We start from the raw sequence: 18855 nt of genomic DNA on the forward strand, positions 1-18855 counted from the left end.
GCCCAGAAGAGGCGCGGGAATCCGCCGGCGCCTGCAGAACGAAGGCCAGGAGCCCGCCGAGCGCCGTTTCCGGCCGCTCGGCCGCTCTCAGCCTTGGTTATGAAGGGCTTAGTAGACATACGGCATCGCCGGCTCGTCGATCGGGGTGACCATCGCCGGCTCCAGCACGACCGCCTCGGCGCTCGTCACGCTCGGGTTCGCCTCGAAGCCGCCGGACACCTCCAGCCACTGCCCCTCGGTGTACGTCGAGGCCCAGTCCTCCTGGTAGATCGGCACGCCGACCGGCTGCGCGTCGACGGCGCAGCAGGTCACCACGAAGCGCGCCACGTAGAAGACGTTCTCGGGGTCGGAGGCGTCGGGCGTGACGAATCCGCTGACCGTCGCCGTGCGCCCGGCGAGGAACTGCTCGCTCGCGCCCTGGCGGAGCAGGGTCGCCCAGTCGCGCACGCTGAACGAGGCGGTGTCCCCGGTCGGTGCAGCGGCGGTGACGGAGGCGTCGACCGCGCTCGTGTTCACCTCGCGCTGGGTCGCGGTCGAGGGAGTCAGCGCCGCCGGCGGCAGCACCAGCAGGGCGACGGCCGCGGAGGCGATCACCGCGACTCCCGCCACGACCGCCGACCACCGGCGCCACGGCCCGCCGGGGGCGTGATCGTGCAGGTGGCCGTGCGCGTCCGCCTCCTCGACGCCGCCGTGCGCATCCTCGACGCCGCCGTGCGGATCCTCGTCGGAGCCCGGCACGATCGCGAAGGCGAGCACGAGCAGCACGCCGGCCATCACCGCGAGCACCACCGAGAACTCGAAGTAGCGCGGGTGGATGTAGAGGCCGAGCTGTCCCGTCGCCGCGAGCCAGAGCGTCGAGACCACGCCGATCAGGCTGAGGACCACGCCCTTCCAACGGGTGAGGAGGCGCTCAGAGCGCATAGTTCACCGCCAGTCCGAGCACGGCCGAGGCGAGCGCGACGAGCACGGTGACCCGCACGAGCGTCTGCGCCGAGAAGGTGGTGCGGAGCAGGGCGAGCATCTTGACGTCGATCATCGGACCGAAGACGAGGAACGCGATGATGCCTCCCGGCAGGAACGTGGAGCCGAAGGAGAGGACGAAGAAGGCGTCGACGTTCGAGCAGATCGAGATCACGAAGGCGAGCACCATCAGCGCCAGGACCGACCAGAGCGGATCGCCGCCGAGCGTCGTGAGCACGTCGCGCGAGACTCCGACCTGGATGAGCCCCGCGATCGCCGAGCCGACGAAAAGGGCCGGCATCATCGCTCCGGTCTCCTCGGCGAAGAGCAGCACGCTGCGGCGCGAGCGGTCGCGGAGGGAGCGCGACGGCCGCTCGCCCGCCTCGCAGGCCGCGCGGAAACGGTCGGTCAGCAGCGCCATCGGCTCGGAGTGGCGGCTGAAGATCCAGCCGACGAGGTTCGCGATCACGAAGCCGCCGACGATGCGCCAGACGAGGATCCCGTCGGACCAGCCGAACGCCTGGTAGGTGGTGACGATCGTGATCGGATTCACGATCGGCGCCGCGAGCAGGAACGTCATCGACTCCGAGACCGAGAGGCCCTTCACGATCAGCCCGCGGGCGAGCGGCACGTTGCCGCACTCGCAGACCGGGAGGAGCACGCCGAGCAGCGAGATCACCAGGCGCCGCGGCAGAGCGCGCTTCGGCAGGATCCGCAGCAGCACGGCCTCGGGCACCCACAGCTGCACGGCGATCGAGAGCACGATGCCGAGGAACACGAACGGCAGCGACTCGATGACGACGCTGATCGAGAGGGTGAGGAAGTCTCGCACCGCGTCCGAGAGCGCGTCGCCGGTGGCATCGGGGGCGAGGAGACGGGTCGCGACGAGGACGGCGACGAGGCCCAGGCCGAGGGTCACCCGGAGTCCCGTCCGGGGCGGCGTCCCTGCGGGAGGGGACGCGCCGGTCGGGGCGGCGAGCGCGCGATCGGTCGTCATCGCGACCATCGTAGGCGGGCCTCGTGCGCGGGCCCTGCCCCGGCGCGGCCCGGCCCCTGGTGGGCGTCCGCCCGGGCGGACGCGAGTGTCCAGGAGTTGTCGCACTCGACGTCGAGTGCGACGACTTCTGGCTTCTCACCGGGACGGCAGCAGCGAGGAGGCGGGCGGGTGCCGCTCCGGGCGGCGCGGCACCCAGCAGCGCACCCGGGAGCGGTAGCGCTCGAAGTCGGAGCCGAAGCGGGCGACGAGGTCCGCCTCCTCCAGCGGACGGACGGCCTGGTTCCAGACGACCGCGCCGAGCAGGGCGTAGAGCACGACCAGCCACGACGAGAGCAGCATCCCAACCGCCACCCCCTGCGCGATCCCGGCGACCGCCATCGGGTTGCGGACCCAGCGGTAGGGGCCGGCGATCACCAGCCGGTTGGTCATCGCGATCGGCAGCGGCGTGCCGTCCCCGAGCAGCGACATCGTCAGCGCCGACCAGATCCCGAGCATGCTCGCCGCGACGAGCAGGAGCGCGCCCGCGCCGACGACCACGGGCGGCACCGCGGGGAGCCCCACGCCCCAGCGCGACTCCAGCGCAGCGATCCCCACGGGGATCACCAGCAGTGCGCCTCCCCAGAACACCGCGATCTGGCCGAGGGTCGCCGCGAGGTGCGAGCCCGGACGGCGCCCAGCGGTCGCGACACGGAAGGCGAAGGGACCGGAGGCGATCCAGCGCGTGGGCACGCGGTCGAGCAGGAGCAGGCAGGCTGCGACGACGGAGGCGCCGGCCGCCGCGAGCATCACGACGACGCCCCAGCCCGCCTCCCCCGTCAGGGTGGCCCACCCGGCCAACGCGAGTGCGACGAGCATCGTCCAGACCGTCGCCGTGACGGCCGCCCAGCGCACCCCCGCCGCCGCGAGCGCGGAGGCGCCGACGAACAGCGGGAGGTCGAGAACCGCGACAGGAGCGGGATCGAGGCTGCCGAGCGTCGCCGTCCGCACCGCGGGGACGAGCGCGACAGCGACCCACCACGTCGCACCACCGAGCGCCTGCACGGCGAAGTACAGGCGTCCCCAGGTCATGGCTGCACGGTACTTCACGAGCGGAGCCAGAGGAACGACCCAGGGCGCTGACGGGCTCCGCCGCCGAGGCTCGACACCAGTTCCCGCCGCCGCCACGAGAAGTGGCCCGCCCCGACGCCAGGGACGACGCCGATGAACCGCACCACCGTGATCACCGCACTCGTCTGCGGGCTCCTGCTCTCCGCCGCCGCAGCCACTCCCGCTGTCGCCGCGACCTCGGACGCCGCCGACGGCTCCGCGCGCTCGACCGGCGGGCTCTGGACCGCAGACGCCGACACCCTGCTCATCGACGGGCGGGCGTTCGTGCTCGAATAGGCGGCGACGCGCGCCCCTGGGCCAGGCTCCTCCCTGGGCCAGACGCGCCCCTGGGCCAGGCTCACCCCTGGGCCAGACTCCTCCCTCTGCCAGACTCCTCCGGTGGAAGCGCTCACGATCCGTCCCTACACCGCCGCCGACGCCGCCGACACGCTCGCTGTGTTCCTCGCGGCGGTGACCGAGACCGCCTCCGCCGACTACTCCCCGGAGCAGGTCCGAGCGTGGGCCGGCGAGCGCGAACTCCCGACGTGGCACGTGGCGATGCAGGCGCGCGACGCGTTCGTAGCCGTCGCTCCCGGCGCGCTCGCCGGCTTCTCCGACGTGAGCGCGACCGGCTGGATCGACATGATGTTCGTCTCGCCGCGGTTCCTGCGGCGCGGCGTGGCGACCCTCCTGCTGCGACACGCGGAGGCGAGGGCCGCGGCAGCCGGCACTCCAAAACTCTCGGCAGACGTGAGCCTCACCGCCCGCCCGTTCTTCGAGAGCCGCGGCTTCGGCGTCGTCGCGGAGCAGCATCCGGTGCGCGCGGGCGTGGAGCTGACGAACTACCGGATGGTGAAGCGGCTGGGGTGAGCAGCCGGATCCGGGGCGACCGCTCAGCGCGTCCGCTCCCGCTCCCGATCCTCGCCCAGCCCCGCGCCGCCGGCCCCGCGCGCCGCGGCCGCCTCCCGGAGCGTCTCGGCCGGCTCGCGCCGCACCAGGCCCGCCGCCTCGGCACGGGCCGTCGACCGGGCGTTCATGCCCCGCCACGCGGGGTCGGCGATCCAGAGCGGCAGCGAATCCGGGCCCGCCCACTGCTGCACGCCGCGCGCGAGCAGCCACTCCTCGGCCACCGCGACGGGCTCGGCGGGCGAGTCGCCGCGCGCGAGGGCCAGGTGCTCGACGAGCGGCATGCTGCGCCCGGCGACGTTCATCACTCCGCCCGCGCCCTCCTCCGCGCAGTGCACCAGCCACGCCGCGAGGTCGCGGACGTCGAGGACGGCGGTCGGCAGCTCCGGAGCGTCGGGGACGAGCACAGCGCCTCCGACGGCGAAACGCCACGGCCAGTAGGAGGAGCGGCCGGTCGGGTCGCCCGGGCCGCCCAGCAGACCCGCGCGGGCGATCAGCGCAGGCGCGGATCCGGCGAGCACGGCCTGCTCGCAGGCGGCCTTCGCCGAGCCGTACTCGTCCGGGTCCTCGAGCGGAGGCAGCAGCTCCGCGTCCTCATCGGCTCCGGGATCGGCGTGCGAGGCGTACACGCTCGTGGTCGAGACGAACAGATACCGGCCGGCCGTGAGGTCGCGAACGGCACGGCGCACATGGTCGGGCCGGCGCGCCACGTCGATGACCGCGTCCCACCGGGTCCCGGCCACCGGAGCGAGCGCCTCGTCGCGATCGCGGTCGGCCCGCACGAACCGGGCCCCCGCGGGCACGGCCGAGCCGCGGGCGACGCACGTCACCTCGTGGCCGCGCCGCAGCGCCTCCGACGCGAGGTGGCCGCCGAGCCAGGCGGTGCCGCCGAGGAGGAGGAATCGCACGCCCACATGCTGCCACGGGACCGCCCGCCACGGCGGACGGGCGACCGCCTCACCCCCGCCTCACACCACCACGAACGCGTCCAGGATCAGCGTCGCTCCGGTGGCCGCGGGGTTGCGGGTCGAGCCGCGGCGAATCGTCACGGTGTGGTCGCCGGCGGGCAACGCAGCGCTCGTCCACACCGGGCGGGCGGAGCGGGTCACGTCGCTGTAGCAGTCGACGGTCGCCACCTGCACGCCGTCCAGCAGCACCTCGTTGATCCCTGAGGACGGAGTGAGGCGGCCCACCCAGCGCACGCGCGTTCCCCGGAAGCGGAGGGTCGCCGAGGCGCCCGCCGTGCTCGAGTACGAGATGCTGCCGCCGCTGTCGGCCGTGCTCGAGAGGGTCGCCCAGGTGCCGACGGTCGTGATCGCGGCGGATCCGTTCTCGTAGGTGCCGGCTCCGGGGAGCGCGGGCGGCGGCCCGCTCGTCACGACGAAGGCGTCGAGCACGAGCGTGGATCCCGTCGCCGCCGGGTTCTTCGCTGTTCCGCGCCGGATGGTCACGGTGTGCTCGCCGGCCCGCAGCGGCCCGCTCGTCCACACGGTGACTCCCGCGCGGGTCGTGGGGCTGTAGCGATCGACCGTGGCGACCACGGCGCCGTCGACCACGACCTCGTTGATCCCGGAGGAGGGCGACAGTCGGCTCACCCAGCTGACCCCCGTGCCCGAGAAGCGCAGGAACGCCGCGGCGCCGACCGAGTTCGAGTAGCCGACGCTCCCGCCGCTGTCGGCCGCAGACGACAGCGTCGACCAGGTGCCCTGGGTCGTCACGAACGCGGAGTCGTTCTGGTAGGTGCCGGCTCCCGGGACCACGGGGGCGGGCAGAGCGACCACCGGCTGCTCCACCAGCCAGCGCCGGAAGGTGTCGAGCATGTCCTTCTGGGTGGCGGTCGGCACGATGTGGCCGGAAGGGGCGCCCTCGGAGGAGTGGTCCAGCAGCACCGCCTCCTTCGCCACCGGCCGCGCGAGGGCGTGGAGGCGCGCGCCGTGCACGGCGAGCGGCACCAGGAGGTCCTCGGACGAGCCGGTGATGCGCAGCCGCGTGCCCGCCCACGCCGACTGGGGCAGGCGTGCGGGATCGGTCGCGGCGACGGCCGCGGAGTCGTCGTCGTACGCCGGCAGCACGCGGAGCGGGTCGCGTCGGGCGGCCTCGCTCATGTCGTACACGCCGCTGGCGTGGTAGGCCCCGCGGATCTCGGGGAGGAGACGGTTGCCGTAGACCCAGCACAGCAGCGCGCCACCGCCGGAGTTGGAGCGGAGGAAGCTCGCGCCGATCCGCCAGCTCTTCTGCACCCAGGCGGCCGCGTTCGTGTGCGCGGTGACGGCGGCGCGGCTGACCCAGACACTGCCTCCGTACTGCGGGCAGATGCTGATGACGCCCTCGTCGACGGCCTGGTCGGCGGCGTACTGGAAGGCGCCGGAGAGCGCCGCGTACGAGCTGCCGTTGGCGTGGAAGTACCAGTGCAGAACGGCTCCGATGTGCAGCGACGGAGCCGCGGAGTGCGGCACGAACAGGCGGGTGCGATCGCCCCTGATCGAGACGTCGATGATCTGGTAAGGCTTCCGGCCCACACGCGAGAGCACGGTGGCGCCGCGGCCGAGCTCGTCGGGCAGCGGCGGGATCGCGCTGTAGTCGGGGGCGGCGGAGGCGGAGACCGCGTGGACGAGGGCGGACCCGAGGCCGAGGGCGGCTCCGGTGAGGACGAGGCGACGGCTGTGCCGCGATGCTCCAGGCATGGGGTGGGGACCTGTCGGAGAGGAGGGCGGCCGAGCCGGGCGGATGCCGGATCGGGAGAGCGGGGACGCGGTGATCCGGTCGGAACGGCTGAGCGGAGAGGCCATCGGATCGAGCGTGGTTCGGTCAGGCGCACCAGAATCATCCCTTCTGCTCCGTGTCCGGCACCAGACCCTTTCTGGGGACACGGATCGCGCCACTCCCACTCGAAGCGGCGAACGCGCCAACGAATCGCGCCGTGGCGTGCGCTGAGAGCGCGATCTCGCGTCACTGGGCGGCGCTTCCCCGCCACTGTGCGGACGGCCGCAGGAGCAGAGGCGCGTGGAACGGCAGGAGCCGACGCGGCCGGGCGCGCAGCTCCCGATCCGCACAAGAGGAGGGATGCGGACGTCAACACCCGCGTCGACGTCCCTCCCCCGCGTCCCCTTCCTGGATGGCATCTGTGCGTCCGTCCCCAGTGACCCGACCCGCGACTGCGCGCCGGCAGGGAGCTCCGGCCGCCGGCCGGCTCCGACGTGCCGCATGAGGGGGGCAGAGCACGCGCCGACCCCGACCTATCGTGAACTCCGCTCCACCCGGAAAGCCCGGCGAGGCGCTCCGGGGGGAGGTCGATCGATGGCGAACGCCGACGTGCTCGAACACCCGGGGCGACCTCTCGCGCTCGGCCTCGTGCTGCTCCTGATCGTGAGCATCCTGGTCGTCCTCCCCGCCTCGAAGGCACAGGCCGCGACGGTCCTCGTCCAGGAGGCCTTCACGGGCACCAGCGTCACCGACTCCGCCTGGCAGCCCCTCGACGACGCCTGCCTGACCCGGGCGAGCACGGCGCCGCCGACCGGCGCGTCACGGCTCGGCGCCTGCACGAAGTCCGCGAACGCCCCGACGAGCGGATCGACGACGAGCGGCTTCCTCCAGCTCACCGACAACAGCGCCAACGCCAAGGGCGGCGCGATCTTCAACCGCCCGATCCCGGCGACCGGCGGCCTCGACGTGCAGTTCGACCAGTACCAGTACAGCTCGGCGCTCGGGCTCCTCGGTGCCGACGGCATCGGCTTCTTCCTCACCGACGGCTCCAGGACGCTGACCGCGGCGGGAGCACCGGGCGGCTCCCTCGGCTACGGGCAGTCGGCCACGGTCGACGGCGTCACGGGCGGCTACCTCGGCATCGGGATCGACGCCTTCGGCAACTTCTCGGCCGCTCCGCCCGCCGCCACCGACACCCCCAACGTCGGCCTGGGCACCGGCTGCCCGGCGACGCCCGCGGCCCCCGGGCGGACCGGGAACCAGATCGTCGCCCGCGGCCCCGGGCAGGGCAAGTCCGGCTACTGCTTCATCAGGTCGGCCGCTCCGCCCCTGCTGACCTCGGTCCGCACGGCGATCTCGCTCTCGGCCACCAACCCTCCCGCGAGCTACGGCCGCACGGTGCGGGTCACGGTCTCGGACGCCGCTCTCCCGGTGGTCACCGTCTACTGGGGCACCTCCGCCGGCCTGCCCGCCTCCTCGCTCACGCAGCTGATGCAGTTCACGATGACCACCGCGGCCCCCGCTACCTACAAGCTCGGCTTCACCGCGTCGACCGGCGGATCGACCGACACCCACCTCGTCCGCAACGTGAAGGTCTCGTCGATCAACGACCTCGACGACGTCTCGCTCGTCAAGCAGATCGACCGCAGCACGACGCAGCCCGCGACCTACTCCGAGGGCTCGGTCGTCCCGTACCAGTTCGTCGTGACGAACGGATCGGTCGCCGGCACCCTCAGCGGCGTCGCCGTGTCCGACCCGAAGGTCTCGAACGTCTCGTGTCCGACGACCACGCTCGCTCCCCTCGCCTCCGTCATCTGCACCGGCACCCGGACCGTGACCGCGCAGGACGCCGTCTCGGGGCCCCTGGTCAACACGGCGACGGCCTCGGCGACGAAGACGACTCCCGGCCAACCCACCGTCACCGTCACCAGCAAGGTCTCGTCGGTGACCGCAGCGATCGCGACTCCCGCCCCCTCCCTCTCGCTCAGCAAGGCCGGCGCCCTCACCGACACCAACGGCAACACGAGAGCGGATGCCGGCGAGCGGATCACCTACACGTTCACCGCCCGCAACACGGGCACCGTGAGCCTGCAGGGAGTCGCCGTGACCGACCCGATGGTCAGCGGCATCACCCCCGCGACGGCGCAACTGGCGCCCGGCGCCTCGACGACCTTCACCTCCGCCGCCTACACGGTGACCCAGGCCGACATCGACAGAGGCACTCCCGTCACCAACACGGCGACCGTGAGCGGGCGGACCCTCGCCGCCACGCCCGCCACCGTCAGCGCCACCTCCACCGCGTCCACACCGATCCGCTACGCCCCGTCGATCGCCCTCGCCAAGAGCGGCGCCCTCACCGCGGGCTCGACGGTGGGCGGCACCGTCGCCTACAGCTTCACGGTCACCAACACCGGCAACGTGGCGCTGACCGGAGTCGCCCTCAGCGACCCGCGCGTCACCATCGCCTACGGCGCATGGCCGGGCACCACCGGGCGGCTCGGCCTCGGCGAGTCGGTCACCGCCTCCGCGACCTACACGCTCACCCAGGCCGACATCGACGCGGGCTCGGTGCTGAACACGGCGACCGCCACCGGCACCCCGCCCACCGGCGCGGCCGTGACGGCCACCGCCTCCGCGACCGTGACCGTCGCCCGCACCACGGATCTCGCCCTCACCAAGACCGCGAACCCCGCCTTCATCAGCACCGCCGGCTCCGTCGTCACCTACACCTTCCGCGCCACCAACACCGGCACCACCACCCTCACGGCCGTCGCGATCAGCGACCCCAAGAGCGGCCTGTCGGCACTGAGCTCGAGCTGGCCGGGCACACCGGGGAGGCTCCTCCCCGGCCAGGTCGTCACCGCGACCGCCACCTACACGACGACCGCCGCCGACGTCAGCGCGGGCTCCATCGCCAACACCGCGACGGCCACCGCGACGGGCCCGGTCGGTGGAGCCTTCACCCGCACCGCCTCGGTGACCATCTCGGTGATCCCGGATCCGGTGGCCGACACCGCGACGGTCGTGCAGGGCGGCTCGGTCGTCATCGACGTGCTGGCCAACGACGGTCCCGCCGCCTCGGGTGCGACCTTGTCGCGCGCGCAGCTCTCGGCCACGCCGAAGGTCGTCGGAGGCGCCGCGTCGCCCGCACCCGCCGCGCCTACTCAGGGATCGGTCGCCTGCATCGACAGCGGCAGCACGCGTGGTCAGTGCACCTACCGGCCGATCATCGCCTTCGTCGGCACCGATGTGTTCGACTACGCGCTCTCCGGCCCCGCCGGCACCTGGAACGTGCGGGTGAGCGTGAGCGTCACTGCGGTGGGCCACGCCCCGGTCGCCCGCCCCGACCGCGTGGTCGCGACCGCCGGGGGCGCGGCCGTCGCCGTCGCGCCGCTGGCGAACGACACCGACCACGACGCCGGCACGACTCTCACACTCGCGGGCACCAGCACCCCGACCGGCGTGCGCGGAACCTTCTCCTGCTCCGGCTCGACGTGCACCTACACGCCCGCCGCCGACGGCTGGACCGGCAGCATCCCGATCACCTACACCGTGAGCGACGGCGCACTCACGGCCGGCGGCACGATCACGGTCTGGGTCGACCCGGCCCCGCTCACCCGGCGCGGCTTCACCGGCACCGACACGACGAGCGGAGCGATCGGGCTCGGCGCCTGGACGCGCTCCTCGGTCGTGGCGACCCCGGTCGCGAGCTGCACGGTCGGGCGGCCGAGCACGCTGGTGAGCTGGGCGCCGGTCGTCGGAGCGACGGCCTGGACCGTGGAGCGCCGCCTCGCGGGGACCACGCCCGGCCCGTGGACCGTCGTGGCGACGCCCGCCGCCTCCGCCACGAGCATCACCGACGACCGGGTCGGCGAGGGCCTCAGCTACCAGTGGCGGGTCCGCCCCGATCTCCAGCGCTGGCTCGGAGTCTCCTCCGCCGCCTCGACCGCGGTCGCCCAGCCGGCCGCCACCTCGGCGAGGGGCTGCTGATGCGCCCCCACCCCCAGAACCTCCCCTCTCGTCCTGCACCTGTCCTCGTGAGGGAGACCCCGCCCGCCTCGGGCACCACCCACCTGAAAGGAACGGTCGCCATGACCACCACAGCACCCACCCGCCGCACCCCCTGGAAGAAGATCGCACTCACCGGAGGTGTCCTCCTGGCCGCGGGCGCTCTCGCCGGCGCCGGCGCCTTCGCCGTGTTCACCGACTCGGGAACCGCCGTCGGCAACGTGGACGCCGGCCAGACCGACATCTCGGTCACCGGAGCCTTCACCGTTGCGGACATCGCTCCCGGCGACACCGTCCAGCGCCCGATCAGCCTGGTGCTGCCGGACGCGACCAACGACGGCGACCTCGTCTCGAGCGTCCGCTTCTACCAGGACGTCACCAACGACGTCGTCGGCTCGGACACCACCGACCCGGGCCGCGTCGGAGCCTCGCTCGTCACCGGTGCGAACGGGCTCGACTACCGCCTGCTGACCTGCTCCGTCGCCTGGGTCCCCGCCGCCGCTCCCGCAGAGGCAGGCCCCTACACCTGCGGTGGCGCCGAGACGGTGACCGGCACCGGCAAGCTCTCGACGATCGGCGGAGTCGCCAACGCGGCCGACTTCACCCCGGCGGACTTCGGCATCACCCCCACGGACACCGGGACCTTCCCCTCGGACGGCGGCGATGTCGCGCTGAACACGCTGATCGAGCTCGTCCTGCCGACCGCGGCCGACAACGCCTACGAGAACGCGTCCGCGACCGTCACCTTCACCGCCGCCGCCATCCAGCGCGCCGGCATCCAGCAGTAACCCCTCCGCCTCCGCTCCCGCCGATCCCTCGGCGCGGGGCGGAGGCTCCCCTCTTCCCCCGGAGTCACCCCATGCCCCACGCCCGCGCGTACGGCGCCGTCCTCGCGGCGGTGCTTCTCGCGCCCGCGGCGAGCGCCGGACCCGCTCTCGACGTGCGCGAGCTCTCGGCGCCGGGCTCCCTCACCGATCTCGCGCCGGGCGACAGCGCCGAGTGGGCCGTCGAGGTCACCAACTCCGGAGCCTCTCCTCGCGGCGTGTCGGTGGGCTTCGCGGTCGACGCGCCGGGCGCGCTGGCCGCAGACCCTCGCGACGGCTTGCAGCTCGTGGTCGAGCTCTGCGACTCCGCCTTCACGGTCTCGGAGGTCGCCGTCGGCGGCGGCCGGAGCGTGGAGCGCTACCTGTGCCCCGGCGGCGCGACGCCCCTGGGCGCCGGCCCGGCCGCGGCGCTCGGACGCCTGGACGGCGTGCGCCCCGTCGAGCGCGGAGCGACGGCCGGGCTCCGCGTGCGGGTGCTCTTCCCCGAATCGGCCGGCACCGAGCTCGAGAACTCGACGGCCTCGCTGCGCGTGGTCGTCGGCGACACCGGGGCGGCGGCTCCGCCGGCCGCCGCCCCTCCCTCCGGCGGGCTCGCCGTGACCGGCCGCGACCTCGGCGCCGCCCTGCTCGGCGGAGTGCTCGCGCTCGGAGCCGGCGCCCTGCTCGCCGCAGCGGCCCGCCGCCGTCGGAAGGCGCGGGCATGAGACTCCTCCGCATCCTCCTCGGCACCCTGGTGGGCCTCGTCGCCGTCGCCGGAGTCGCCGTCTTCGTGCTCTCTGCCCTCGGCATGGTGCGGCTCGTGCCCGTGCTCTCGAACTCGATGGCGCCCGTGATGCCCGTCGGCTCTCTCGCCGTCACCCTCCCCGTCGCGCAGGCCGACGTGCGGGCGGGCGACGTGATCGTCTTCACCGATCCCGACGATCCGAGCCTGCGCGTCATCCACCGCGTGACGTTCGTCTACCCCGAGGCGGAGGCGGCGACCCTCCGCGGCCGTGAGCCCGGCGAGCTGGCGCTCACCACCAAGGGCGATAACAACCAGTCCGCCGATCCGTGGATCGTCACGATCGCCGACGAGCGGATCTGGCGTGAGCAGTCGGTTGTCCCGCTCCTGGGCTGGCCGAGCATCGCGCTCGCGCATCCCGAGGCCCGGTTCGCGCTTTTCGCGGCCGGAGGCGCCGCGGTCGTCGGCTCGCTGCTCCTCGCGATCTGGCGCCGCCCCGCCGAGGTGACCCCGTGAGCGGCGCGCACTGCCCGCCCGACGGCGCACCGGAGCAGGAACCACCCGCTGAGGAGCACGGCCGGCGCACGCGGCGCACGCGCGGCGAACGGCCTGCGCCCAAGCACGCGCCCGAGTCCGGCCGCCGCGGCGTCTCGCGGGCCGGCCTGGCCGCGATCCTCGCTGGGGCGCTCGTGCTCGGGGCAGCGGCCGCGGCCTCCGCCGTGTTCCTCGACCGCGCCGCGGCCGGGGCGCGCGTCGCGTCCGGCACCGTGATCGCCGAGTTCGACGCCACCGGAGCGACGACCGTGCCCGTCGCGGTCACCGGTCTGCTCCCCGGCGGCACCGCCCGCCGCCTCCTCGACCTCACCCATGCCGGCACCGTGCCGATGTCTGCCCTCCAGCTGACGACGACCGCGGGTGCCAGCGCCTCCGACGGCGTGCAGTTCGCTCTCGAGCGCTGCTCGCAGCCCTGGTCGGCCGACGCCGCGACCTGCGGCGGCACAGTGAGCACCGTCGCCGCCGACCGACCCGCGTCCGCCCGCGTCGATCTGCCCGGCTCCCCGGCGCTCACGGTCGGCGCGACCGACCACCTCCGCCTGACGCTGCGCCTGCCGGAGTCGGCGCCCTCCGACGCACAGGGAACCTCGACGACGCTCACCGTCACCGTCCTCGGCGTGCAGGGCCCGGGCCGCCACCTGTAGGGCGGTGAGCCCGCTGCCCCGATGCGCTGTCGTGCGCGAGAGGCTCCTCCGTTGCGGCGCGTCGAGGACCATCCCCGGGGGAGGCGCCGGCTCGGCGGCATCGGGCGTCCTCCCCCGGAGCTCAGCGGTAGACGCTCCACTCCTTCTTGACGATGCGGCGCTCCTCGCCGTCGACCGCGACGATCCAGTCGCCGCCCTCCTTCGCGACGACCCGTCCGCGCAGGTACTGCGGCTCCCAGCCGTCGTCCTTCTTGACCCACCTCACGAACCGCGCGAACCGTCCCGGTGACACGTCGTCTGTGGACATCTCGACTCCCCTCGTCCTACCGGCGAGTCGCAGACCCTCCGCAGGAGAGACCCTCGTGCGTCACGAAAGGGATATGACCTGTGAGGTCTGAAGCCGGTTCGACAGACCGTAGAACGGGCTCCGCGCCGGGGACGAGGACGTTGACTGATCAACGGTCGTCTGACAAGGGCGTCGGGAGCCGCCGCCCGCGCGCCTCCCAGGCTCACCCGCCGAGCTGCCGAGCCCCGCAGGTCGCCGTGCTCGAACGCGACGTCTGCGTGCTCGCGCCCCTGCGAGCATCTCGCGCAGGGTTCCCCTCGGCGCCGGAGCGGACGATCCTTGACTGCGACGGTCGACGGCGATCGCACCTCCGCCGACCGCCTCCGGAAGGACCCCTCGTGCCCCTCCCCTCGCCTCCCCCCACCGGCCGGCCCGCCCTCGTGCGCAAGGCCGACGCCTCCGGCTACCGCCCCGAGATCGAGGGCCTGCGGGCCGTCGCCTCGCTGCTGGTCGCCTCGTTCCACATCTGGCTCGGCCGCGTCTCGGGAGGCGTCGACGTCTTCTTCGTCGTCGCCGGCTTCCTCACCACGCTCACCCTCGTCGGGCAGGTCCGCCGCTACGGGCGGGTGCGTCCGGTCTCCTTCCTCACCCGGCTCGCCTCGCGGCTGTTCCCCGCGGCGGCGGTGGTCCTGGTCGCCGTGGCCGCGCTCGCGCCGCTCCTGCTGCGCCCGTCGCAACTGCTGCAGACCTTCACCGAGGTGCTCGCCTCGACCTTCTACGTCGAGAACATCGCGCTCGCTCGCGCCGGGGTCGACTACCTCGCGCAGGACGACTTCCACTCGCCCGTGCAGAACTTCTGGGCGATGTCGGTGCAGGGGCAGTTCTACCTGATCTGGCTCGCCCTGGTGCTCGTCGCGACCCTGGTCGCCGTGCTGCTGCGCACGCGCGCGCTGCTGCCGCGCATCCTGCTGCTCCTCGTCGCCGCGCTCACCGTGCTCTCGTTCGCGTTCTCAGTCGTCCTGGTCGGCATCGACCAGCCGACCGCCTACTACAGCACCCTCGCCCGCTCGTGGGAGTTCGGCCTGGGCTCGCTCGCCGCCCTTCTCCTGCCGGGCCGCACACTGCCGGCCGCGCTCAGGGCGGTCGCCGGCTGGCTGGGGCTGATCGGAGTCGTCTCCTGCGGCCTCCTGCTCCAGGTCTCGACCGCGTTCCCCGGCGCGGCGGCACTCTGGCCAACGCTCTCGGCCGTGCTCGTGCTCGTCGCGGGCACCGGCCCCGCCCCCCGGTACGGAGTCGCCCGTCTGCTCGCCCTGCGCCCGCTCGTCTGGCTGGGCGGCATCAGCTACGGCCTCTACCTCTGGCATTGGCCGCTCCTCGTGCTCTGGCGCGAGCGGACCGGGGAGGATCCGGGCGCGCTCGCCGGACTGGGCATCATCGCCGCCGCCGTGCTGTTGGCCGCCGCCTCGAAACGGTTCCTCGAGGATCCGCTGCACCGTCGGGCGCCCGCCGAGCGGCCCCGACGCCTCCGCTCGCTAGCCCCGGCCGCCCTGCTGAGCGTCGCCGCGCTGGCCGGAGTCGCCGGCCTCACCGGCACGAACGCCGCGATCGCCGCCGACCTCTCCCGCGCCCACGCGCTCCCTGTCTCGACCGAGGGCTGCGTCGGAGCCGCCGCCCTCGACAACGCCTGCCCGGCGTCGTGGACCACGAGCCTCCCCGCTCTCGACGCCTCCGAGGACGGCTCGGTGCTCAACACCGACGAGTGCAGCACAGGCAACTCCGGAACCGAGCTCAAGGAGTGCCGCTTCGGCGACCCGACCGGCCGCCGCGTGCTGCTCATCGGCAACTCGCACGCCGCCTCCTTCTTCCCCGCGCTGCGCGGTGTCGCGGAGGAGCGCGGCTGGGACCTGCACACCTTTTACAAGACGGGTTGCGTCTTCTCGACCGCGGAGCGCCGCGACGACTCCGCCGCCTCACGCCAGTCGTGCACCGAGTGGGTCGCCGAGCTCCAGGAGGAGCTGGCCGCGCAGGATCCCTACGATCTGGTGGTCACCGCCTACTCCGCGAAGAAGTCGGTGTTCGTCGATGCCGCCGGCGAACCCGACGAGCAGGCCGGGATCGACGGCTTCCGCGAGTCGTGGGCTCCGCTGATCGCGCGCGGATCCACGGTCGTCGCGATCCGCGACAACCCGGTCCTCCCCTCGCTCTCGCTGCTCGCGTGCGCCGAGCGCCCGGGGAGCGCCGAGAAGTGCCGGGTTCCGCTCGCGGAGGCGTTCGCCGACAGGGAGCTGATGGCCGCCGCCGCGGACGGCTGGCCCGGCGCCGCCTCCGTCGACCTCACCCGCTGGTTCTGCGACGCCGAGGGCTGCCCGCTCGTGATCGGCGGAGTGAAGGTGTACCGCGATCTCGGGCATCTGACCGAGTCGTACGCGCGCACGCTCGCACCCGCTCTCGGCCGGGCACTGGATCCGCTGCTGGACTGAGCGCTCAGGTCCAGGTGATGCTGTCGAACAGCGCCCGCAGCGCCGCTCCCCGCCGGGGGTTGACCGCCGCGACCCACGCGACACGGCCGAGGAGGTGCGCGCGGAAGTCGGGGACACCCGCACGGTTCTGCCCCGCGGAGCCGTGCACGGCGCAGTTGTGCAGGATCGCATGCAGCCGGTCGACGTCGGCGCGCCGCACGTTCGGGTGCGCGTTCACCACGACTCCGGTCACGGTCTGCCGCGTCGAGGCCGGGCGCAGCCGGGTCTTGCGCGGGTTGACTGCCCAGCCGCTCTCGGCGGCGAGGCGGGCGGCTCCGCGGGCGAACGCGTCCGCCCGGCGCGCGAACGCGGGCCCACCGCTGAAGGCCAGGTCGTCGGCGTAGCGCGTGTAGCGTGCGCCCGCCGCCTCGGCGTACCCCGCCAGGCGCGCGACGAGTCGGCGTAGCGCGACGTTCGCCAGCGCGGGAGACGTGGGGGCGCCCTGCGGCAGGTGGGCGAGCGAGAGGGAGCGGCGCAGTGCGGCCCGCTCCTCCGGGGTTCCGCCGGAGGGCATCCGACGCAGCACCGCGACGGGGACCTCGTGGGTGCAGAGCCCGGTCAGCGCGTGCGCGACGCCCTCGGGCAGCCCCTCGGCGCGCAGCACGCCGAAGACCCGCGGCGCCGTTACCTGCGCGAAGAAGCGCTGGAGGTCGAGCGTCACGACCATCGCGGCACCGGCGTGCACCGCGGCACCGCTGATCGCGCTGCGGCCGGGCACGAAGCCGTGCACGGCGGGATGCACGGGGGCGAGTCCGACCAGCTGGTCGAGGACGCTCCGCTGGACCGCGCGCAGCCGTGGCCGCGGCACCTCGAGCAGCCGCGGGGCACGGCCGGGCCGCTCGCGCCAGACGTGGTCGTAGTGCTGCACCGGACCCTCGGGGGCGCGGCGGTTCCAGTGCTGCACGTCGGCGAAGGCCTCCAGCTCGCCGGGTGTCAGGGCGAGCAGCCGCGCGAGGTCGCCCCAGCCGTCGATCCGCGGCACGGGGGAGGAGGAGGCGCTCGCCCGGGCGGCGACAGGAGCGAGGTGCGCGACTCCGGGCTGGGCGCGGTCGGGGAGCAGAGCGTCGAGGCAGCGTGCGAGTTCACGGGGGGCGTCGAGGGGAGGATGCGGGAACGCGACGAGCACCCCGGCGACCACCCTGCCGCGCCAGCGCCGCCGGGCGCCGAGCGCGTCGACCGCGGCCGCCGAGAGCGCATCGGCGGTCCACTCCGCGCCGAGGAAGGCGTGCACGAGCGTCTCGACCAGCACCTCGCGTCCCTGCACCGCGCCCCCTCCGCACTGCGCCCAGCCTAGATCGGCACCGAGCCGAGATCGGCCCGCGATGCCTAGGCTGGAGGCGTCGCCCCTCCGGGCGAGGCGGACGGGGCACGCGCTGCTCCGTCCTCTCCGGGGTCACCCCGGGGCACGTGGATCAACCAGGCATCGCGCCGCAGGCACCCGCCCGCGCTGCGCGCGGCTCAGCGCCCGCACTTCTCGACAGGTCGCCCGGAGGGGAGGCACTCCCGCTCGACATATGCAAGACTACGCATATGAACAGGGATTCGAGGATCTGATGGCCCATGCACACGGCACGCCCGCCGGCTCCGCTGCCGCACAGCACCGGCGCCCTCTCGTGGCCGCCTTCGTCCTCACCGCGGCGTTCATGGTCGTCGAGTTCGCGGTCGGAGTCTCGACCGGCTCGCTCGCGCTGCTCTCGGACGCCGCACACATGGGCACCGACGTCCTCGCGCTCGGGATGTCGCTCGCTGCGATCACACTCGCCGCACGCCCGGCCGCGAAGGGACGCACCTACGGCTCCTACCGCCTCGAAGTGCTCGCCGCCCTCGCCAACGGCCTCCTGCTGTTCGCCGTGGCCGGCTTCGTGATCGTCGAGGCGGTGCGTCGCTTCGCCGAGCCACCCGCAGTGCCCGGCGGGCCCCTCCTGATCACCGCGATCGTGGGCCTGCTGGTGAACCTGGTGAGCCTGCGCCTGCTCGCGGCCGGCGCCCGCACGAGCATCACCCTCCGCGGAGCCTCGCTCGAGGTGCTCGGGGACGCGCTCGGCTCGGTCGGCGTGATCGTCGCGGCCATCGTGCTGCTGACCACCGGCTGGGCATGGGTCGACCCGATCGTCGGCGTGCTGATCGGCCTGATGATCCTGCCGCGCACCTGGTCTCTGACACGGCAGGCGCTCGGGATCCTGATGGAGTCGGCTCCCGCGCACATCGACCTGGAGGCGCTGGAGCGCGACGTCTGCGCGGTACCCGGCGTTCTGGCGCTGCATGATCTGCACGTCTGGACCATCACCTCTGGGATGGAGACCGCCAGTGGCCACATCGTGGTCGCCCCGGACGCCGACTACCGCACCGCTCTCGGTCGGGTGCTCGCCGTCCTCCGCGAGCGCCACGGCATCGAGCACGCCACCATCCAGTGCGAGCCGGAGTCCTTCCCCGAGACGACGCACCGCCTCTGAGCGGCGCCCCACGATCCAGCAGTCGTCGCGCTCGAGGGCCGCGTGCGACGACTGCTGGATCGTCGCGGCAGCAAGGGTCCCGCTCGAGCGGAGCCCGCGCCTTCCGCTTGTTGACGTGGACATGTAGGGTCGGCCAGCAGAGCGTGTTCACGTGAACACCCTCCTATTTCGATGGCGAAAGAGAGAACGCATC

General features: G+C 73.7%; 16 protein-coding genes. 9 read left to right on the forward strand and 7 right to left on the reverse strand.

The window, feature by feature from the left end:
* Positions 1-108 precede the first annotated feature (108 nt).
* The 3 genes from GSU10_RS14470 to GSU10_RS14480 form a co-directional block, all read right to left on the reverse strand.
* The gene (locus GSU10_RS14470; RefSeq protein ID WP_068212373.1) at positions 109-921 is read right to left on the reverse strand and encodes a TIGR03943 family putative permease subunit; all 813 of its coding nucleotides are present in this window, start codon (positions 919-921) and stop codon (positions 109-111) included.
* Positions 911-1957, reverse strand: a complete 1047-nt coding sequence (locus tag GSU10_RS14475; protein WP_068212379.1) for a permease — start codon at positions 1955-1957, stop codon at positions 911-913. The genes GSU10_RS14470 and GSU10_RS14475 overlap by 11 nt, the downstream gene beginning before the upstream one ends.
* A 135-nt stretch (positions 1958-2092) precedes the next feature.
* The gene (locus tag GSU10_RS14480) at positions 2093-3025 is read right to left on the reverse strand and encodes a methyltransferase family protein (protein ID WP_068212371.1); all 933 of its coding nucleotides are present in this window, start codon (positions 3023-3025) and stop codon (positions 2093-2095) included.
* Positions 3026-3157: 132 nt separating this feature from the next.
* On the opposite strand from GSU10_RS14480, the gene GSU10_RS14485 reads away from it, so the two are divergent.
* Positions 3158-3340 carry a hypothetical protein gene (locus GSU10_RS14485; protein ID WP_068212370.1) on the forward strand — a complete coding sequence of 61 codons (183 nt, stop codon included), beginning with the start codon at positions 3158-3160 and terminating at the stop codon, positions 3338-3340.
* A 102-nt stretch (positions 3341-3442) separates the two neighbouring features.
* Positions 3443-3913, forward strand: a complete 471-nt coding sequence (locus tag GSU10_RS14490) for a GNAT family N-acetyltransferase (RefSeq protein WP_068212367.1) — start codon at positions 3443-3445, stop codon at positions 3911-3913.
* A gap of 23 nt (positions 3914-3936) precedes the next feature.
* Here GSU10_RS14490 and GSU10_RS14495 read toward each other — a convergent pair whose 3' ends face one another.
* Positions 3937-4857, reverse strand: coding sequence for an NAD-dependent epimerase/dehydratase family protein (locus tag GSU10_RS14495; protein ID WP_132505888.1), 921 nt, complete (start codon positions 4855-4857; stop codon positions 3937-3939).
* A 60-nt stretch (positions 4858-4917) separates the two neighbouring features.
* Positions 4918-6633: a hypothetical protein gene (locus GSU10_RS14500; protein ID WP_068212823.1), complete on the reverse strand. Its 1716-nt coding sequence runs from the start codon at positions 6631-6633 to the stop codon at positions 4918-4920.
* Between the two features lie 613 nt (positions 6634-7246).
* Between GSU10_RS14500 and GSU10_RS14505 the strand changes: the two genes are divergently transcribed.
* From GSU10_RS14505 to GSU10_RS14525, 5 genes are all read left to right on the forward strand, one after another.
* A complete protein-coding gene (locus GSU10_RS14505; protein WP_068212820.1) occupies positions 7247-10642 on the forward strand; it encodes a DUF7507 domain-containing protein in 3396 nt (1131 codons plus the stop codon).
* 101 nt (positions 10643-10743) lie between these two features.
* Positions 10744-11448, forward strand: coding sequence for a TasA family protein (locus GSU10_RS14510; RefSeq protein ID WP_068212817.1), 705 nt, complete (start codon positions 10744-10746; stop codon positions 11446-11448).
* Positions 11449-11519: 71 nt separating this feature from the next.
* Positions 11520-12188, forward strand: a complete 669-nt coding sequence (locus GSU10_RS14515) for a hypothetical protein (protein WP_132505885.1) — start codon at positions 11520-11522, stop codon at positions 12186-12188.
* Positions 12185-12721 carry a signal peptidase I gene (locus GSU10_RS14520; RefSeq protein WP_068213810.1) on the forward strand — a complete coding sequence of 179 codons (537 nt, stop codon included), beginning with the start codon at positions 12185-12187 and terminating at the stop codon, positions 12719-12721. Before GSU10_RS14515 ends, GSU10_RS14520 begins: the two co-directional genes overlap by 4 nt.
* A complete protein-coding gene (locus GSU10_RS14525) occupies positions 12718-13404 on the forward strand; it encodes a peptidase (protein ID WP_132505882.1) in 687 nt (228 codons plus the stop codon). The genes GSU10_RS14520 and GSU10_RS14525 overlap by 4 nt, the downstream gene beginning before the upstream one ends.
* Before the next feature lie 121 nt (positions 13405-13525).
* Here GSU10_RS14525 and GSU10_RS14530 read toward each other — a convergent pair whose 3' ends face one another.
* Complete coding sequence (locus tag GSU10_RS14530) at positions 13526-13711, reverse strand: hypothetical protein (RefSeq protein ID WP_068213771.1); 186 nt, start codon at positions 13709-13711, stop codon at positions 13526-13528.
* Positions 13712-14088: 377 nt separating this feature from the next.
* Here GSU10_RS14530 and GSU10_RS14535 point away from each other — a divergent pair, with 377 nt between their 5' ends.
* Positions 14089-16170, forward strand: coding sequence for an acyltransferase family protein (locus GSU10_RS14535; RefSeq protein ID WP_158286143.1), 2082 nt, complete (start codon positions 14089-14091; stop codon positions 16168-16170).
* A 4-nt stretch (positions 16171-16174) separates the two neighbouring features.
* Here GSU10_RS14535 and GSU10_RS14540 read toward each other — a convergent pair whose 3' ends face one another.
* Complete coding sequence (locus GSU10_RS14540) at positions 16175-17473, reverse strand: reverse transcriptase family protein (RefSeq protein WP_158286142.1); 1299 nt, start codon at positions 17471-17473, stop codon at positions 16175-16177.
* Between the two features lie 289 nt (positions 17474-17762).
* On the opposite strand from GSU10_RS14540, the gene GSU10_RS14545 reads away from it, so the two are divergent.
* Positions 17763-18662, forward strand: a complete 900-nt coding sequence (locus tag GSU10_RS14545) for a cation diffusion facilitator family transporter (RefSeq protein ID WP_068209238.1) — start codon at positions 17763-17765, stop codon at positions 18660-18662.
* Positions 18663-18855: the final 193 nt, after the last annotated feature.

It is taken from the genome of Rathayibacter tanaceti (assembly GCF_009834165.1).
Classification (GTDB): Bacteria; Actinomycetota; Actinomycetes; order Actinomycetales; family Microbacteriaceae; genus Rathayibacter; species Rathayibacter tanaceti.

Bases quoted from the DNA above. Each gene is read 5' to 3' on its own strand.
- GSU10_RS14470 (WP_068212373.1), bottom strand. From the start codon at position 921: ATGCGCTCTGAGCGCCTCCTCACCCGTTGGAAGGGCGTGGTCCTCAGC.
- GSU10_RS14475 (WP_068212379.1), bottom strand. From the start codon at position 1,957: ATGACGACCGATCGCGCGCTCGCCGCCCCGACCGGCGCGTCCCCTCCC.
- GSU10_RS14480 (WP_068212371.1), bottom strand. From the start codon at position 3,025: ATGACCTGGGGACGCCTGTACTTCGCCGTGCAGGCGCTCGGTGGTGCG.
- GSU10_RS14485 (WP_068212370.1), top strand. From the start codon at position 3,158: ATGAACCGCACCACCGTGATCACCGCACTCGTCTGCGGGCTCCTGCTC.
- GSU10_RS14500 (WP_068212823.1), bottom strand. From the start codon at position 6,633: ATGCCTGGAGCATCGCGGCACAGCCGTCGCCTCGTCCTCACCGGAGCC.
- GSU10_RS14505 (WP_068212820.1), top strand. From the start codon at position 7,247: ATGGCGAACGCCGACGTGCTCGAACACCCGGGGCGACCTCTCGCGCTC.
- GSU10_RS14510 (WP_068212817.1), top strand. From the start codon at position 10,744: ATGACCACCACAGCACCCACCCGCCGCACCCCCTGGAAGAAGATCGCA.
- GSU10_RS14515 (WP_132505885.1), top strand. From the start codon at position 11,520: ATGCCCCACGCCCGCGCGTACGGCGCCGTCCTCGCGGCGGTGCTTCTC.
- GSU10_RS14520 (WP_068213810.1), top strand. From the start codon at position 12,185: ATGAGACTCCTCCGCATCCTCCTCGGCACCCTGGTGGGCCTCGTCGCC.
- GSU10_RS14530 (WP_068213771.1), bottom strand. From the start codon at position 13,711: ATGTCCACAGACGACGTGTCACCGGGACGGTTCGCGCGGTTCGTGAGG.
- GSU10_RS14545 (WP_068209238.1), top strand. From the start codon at position 17,763: ATGGCCCATGCACACGGCACGCCCGCCGGCTCCGCTGCCGCACAGCAC.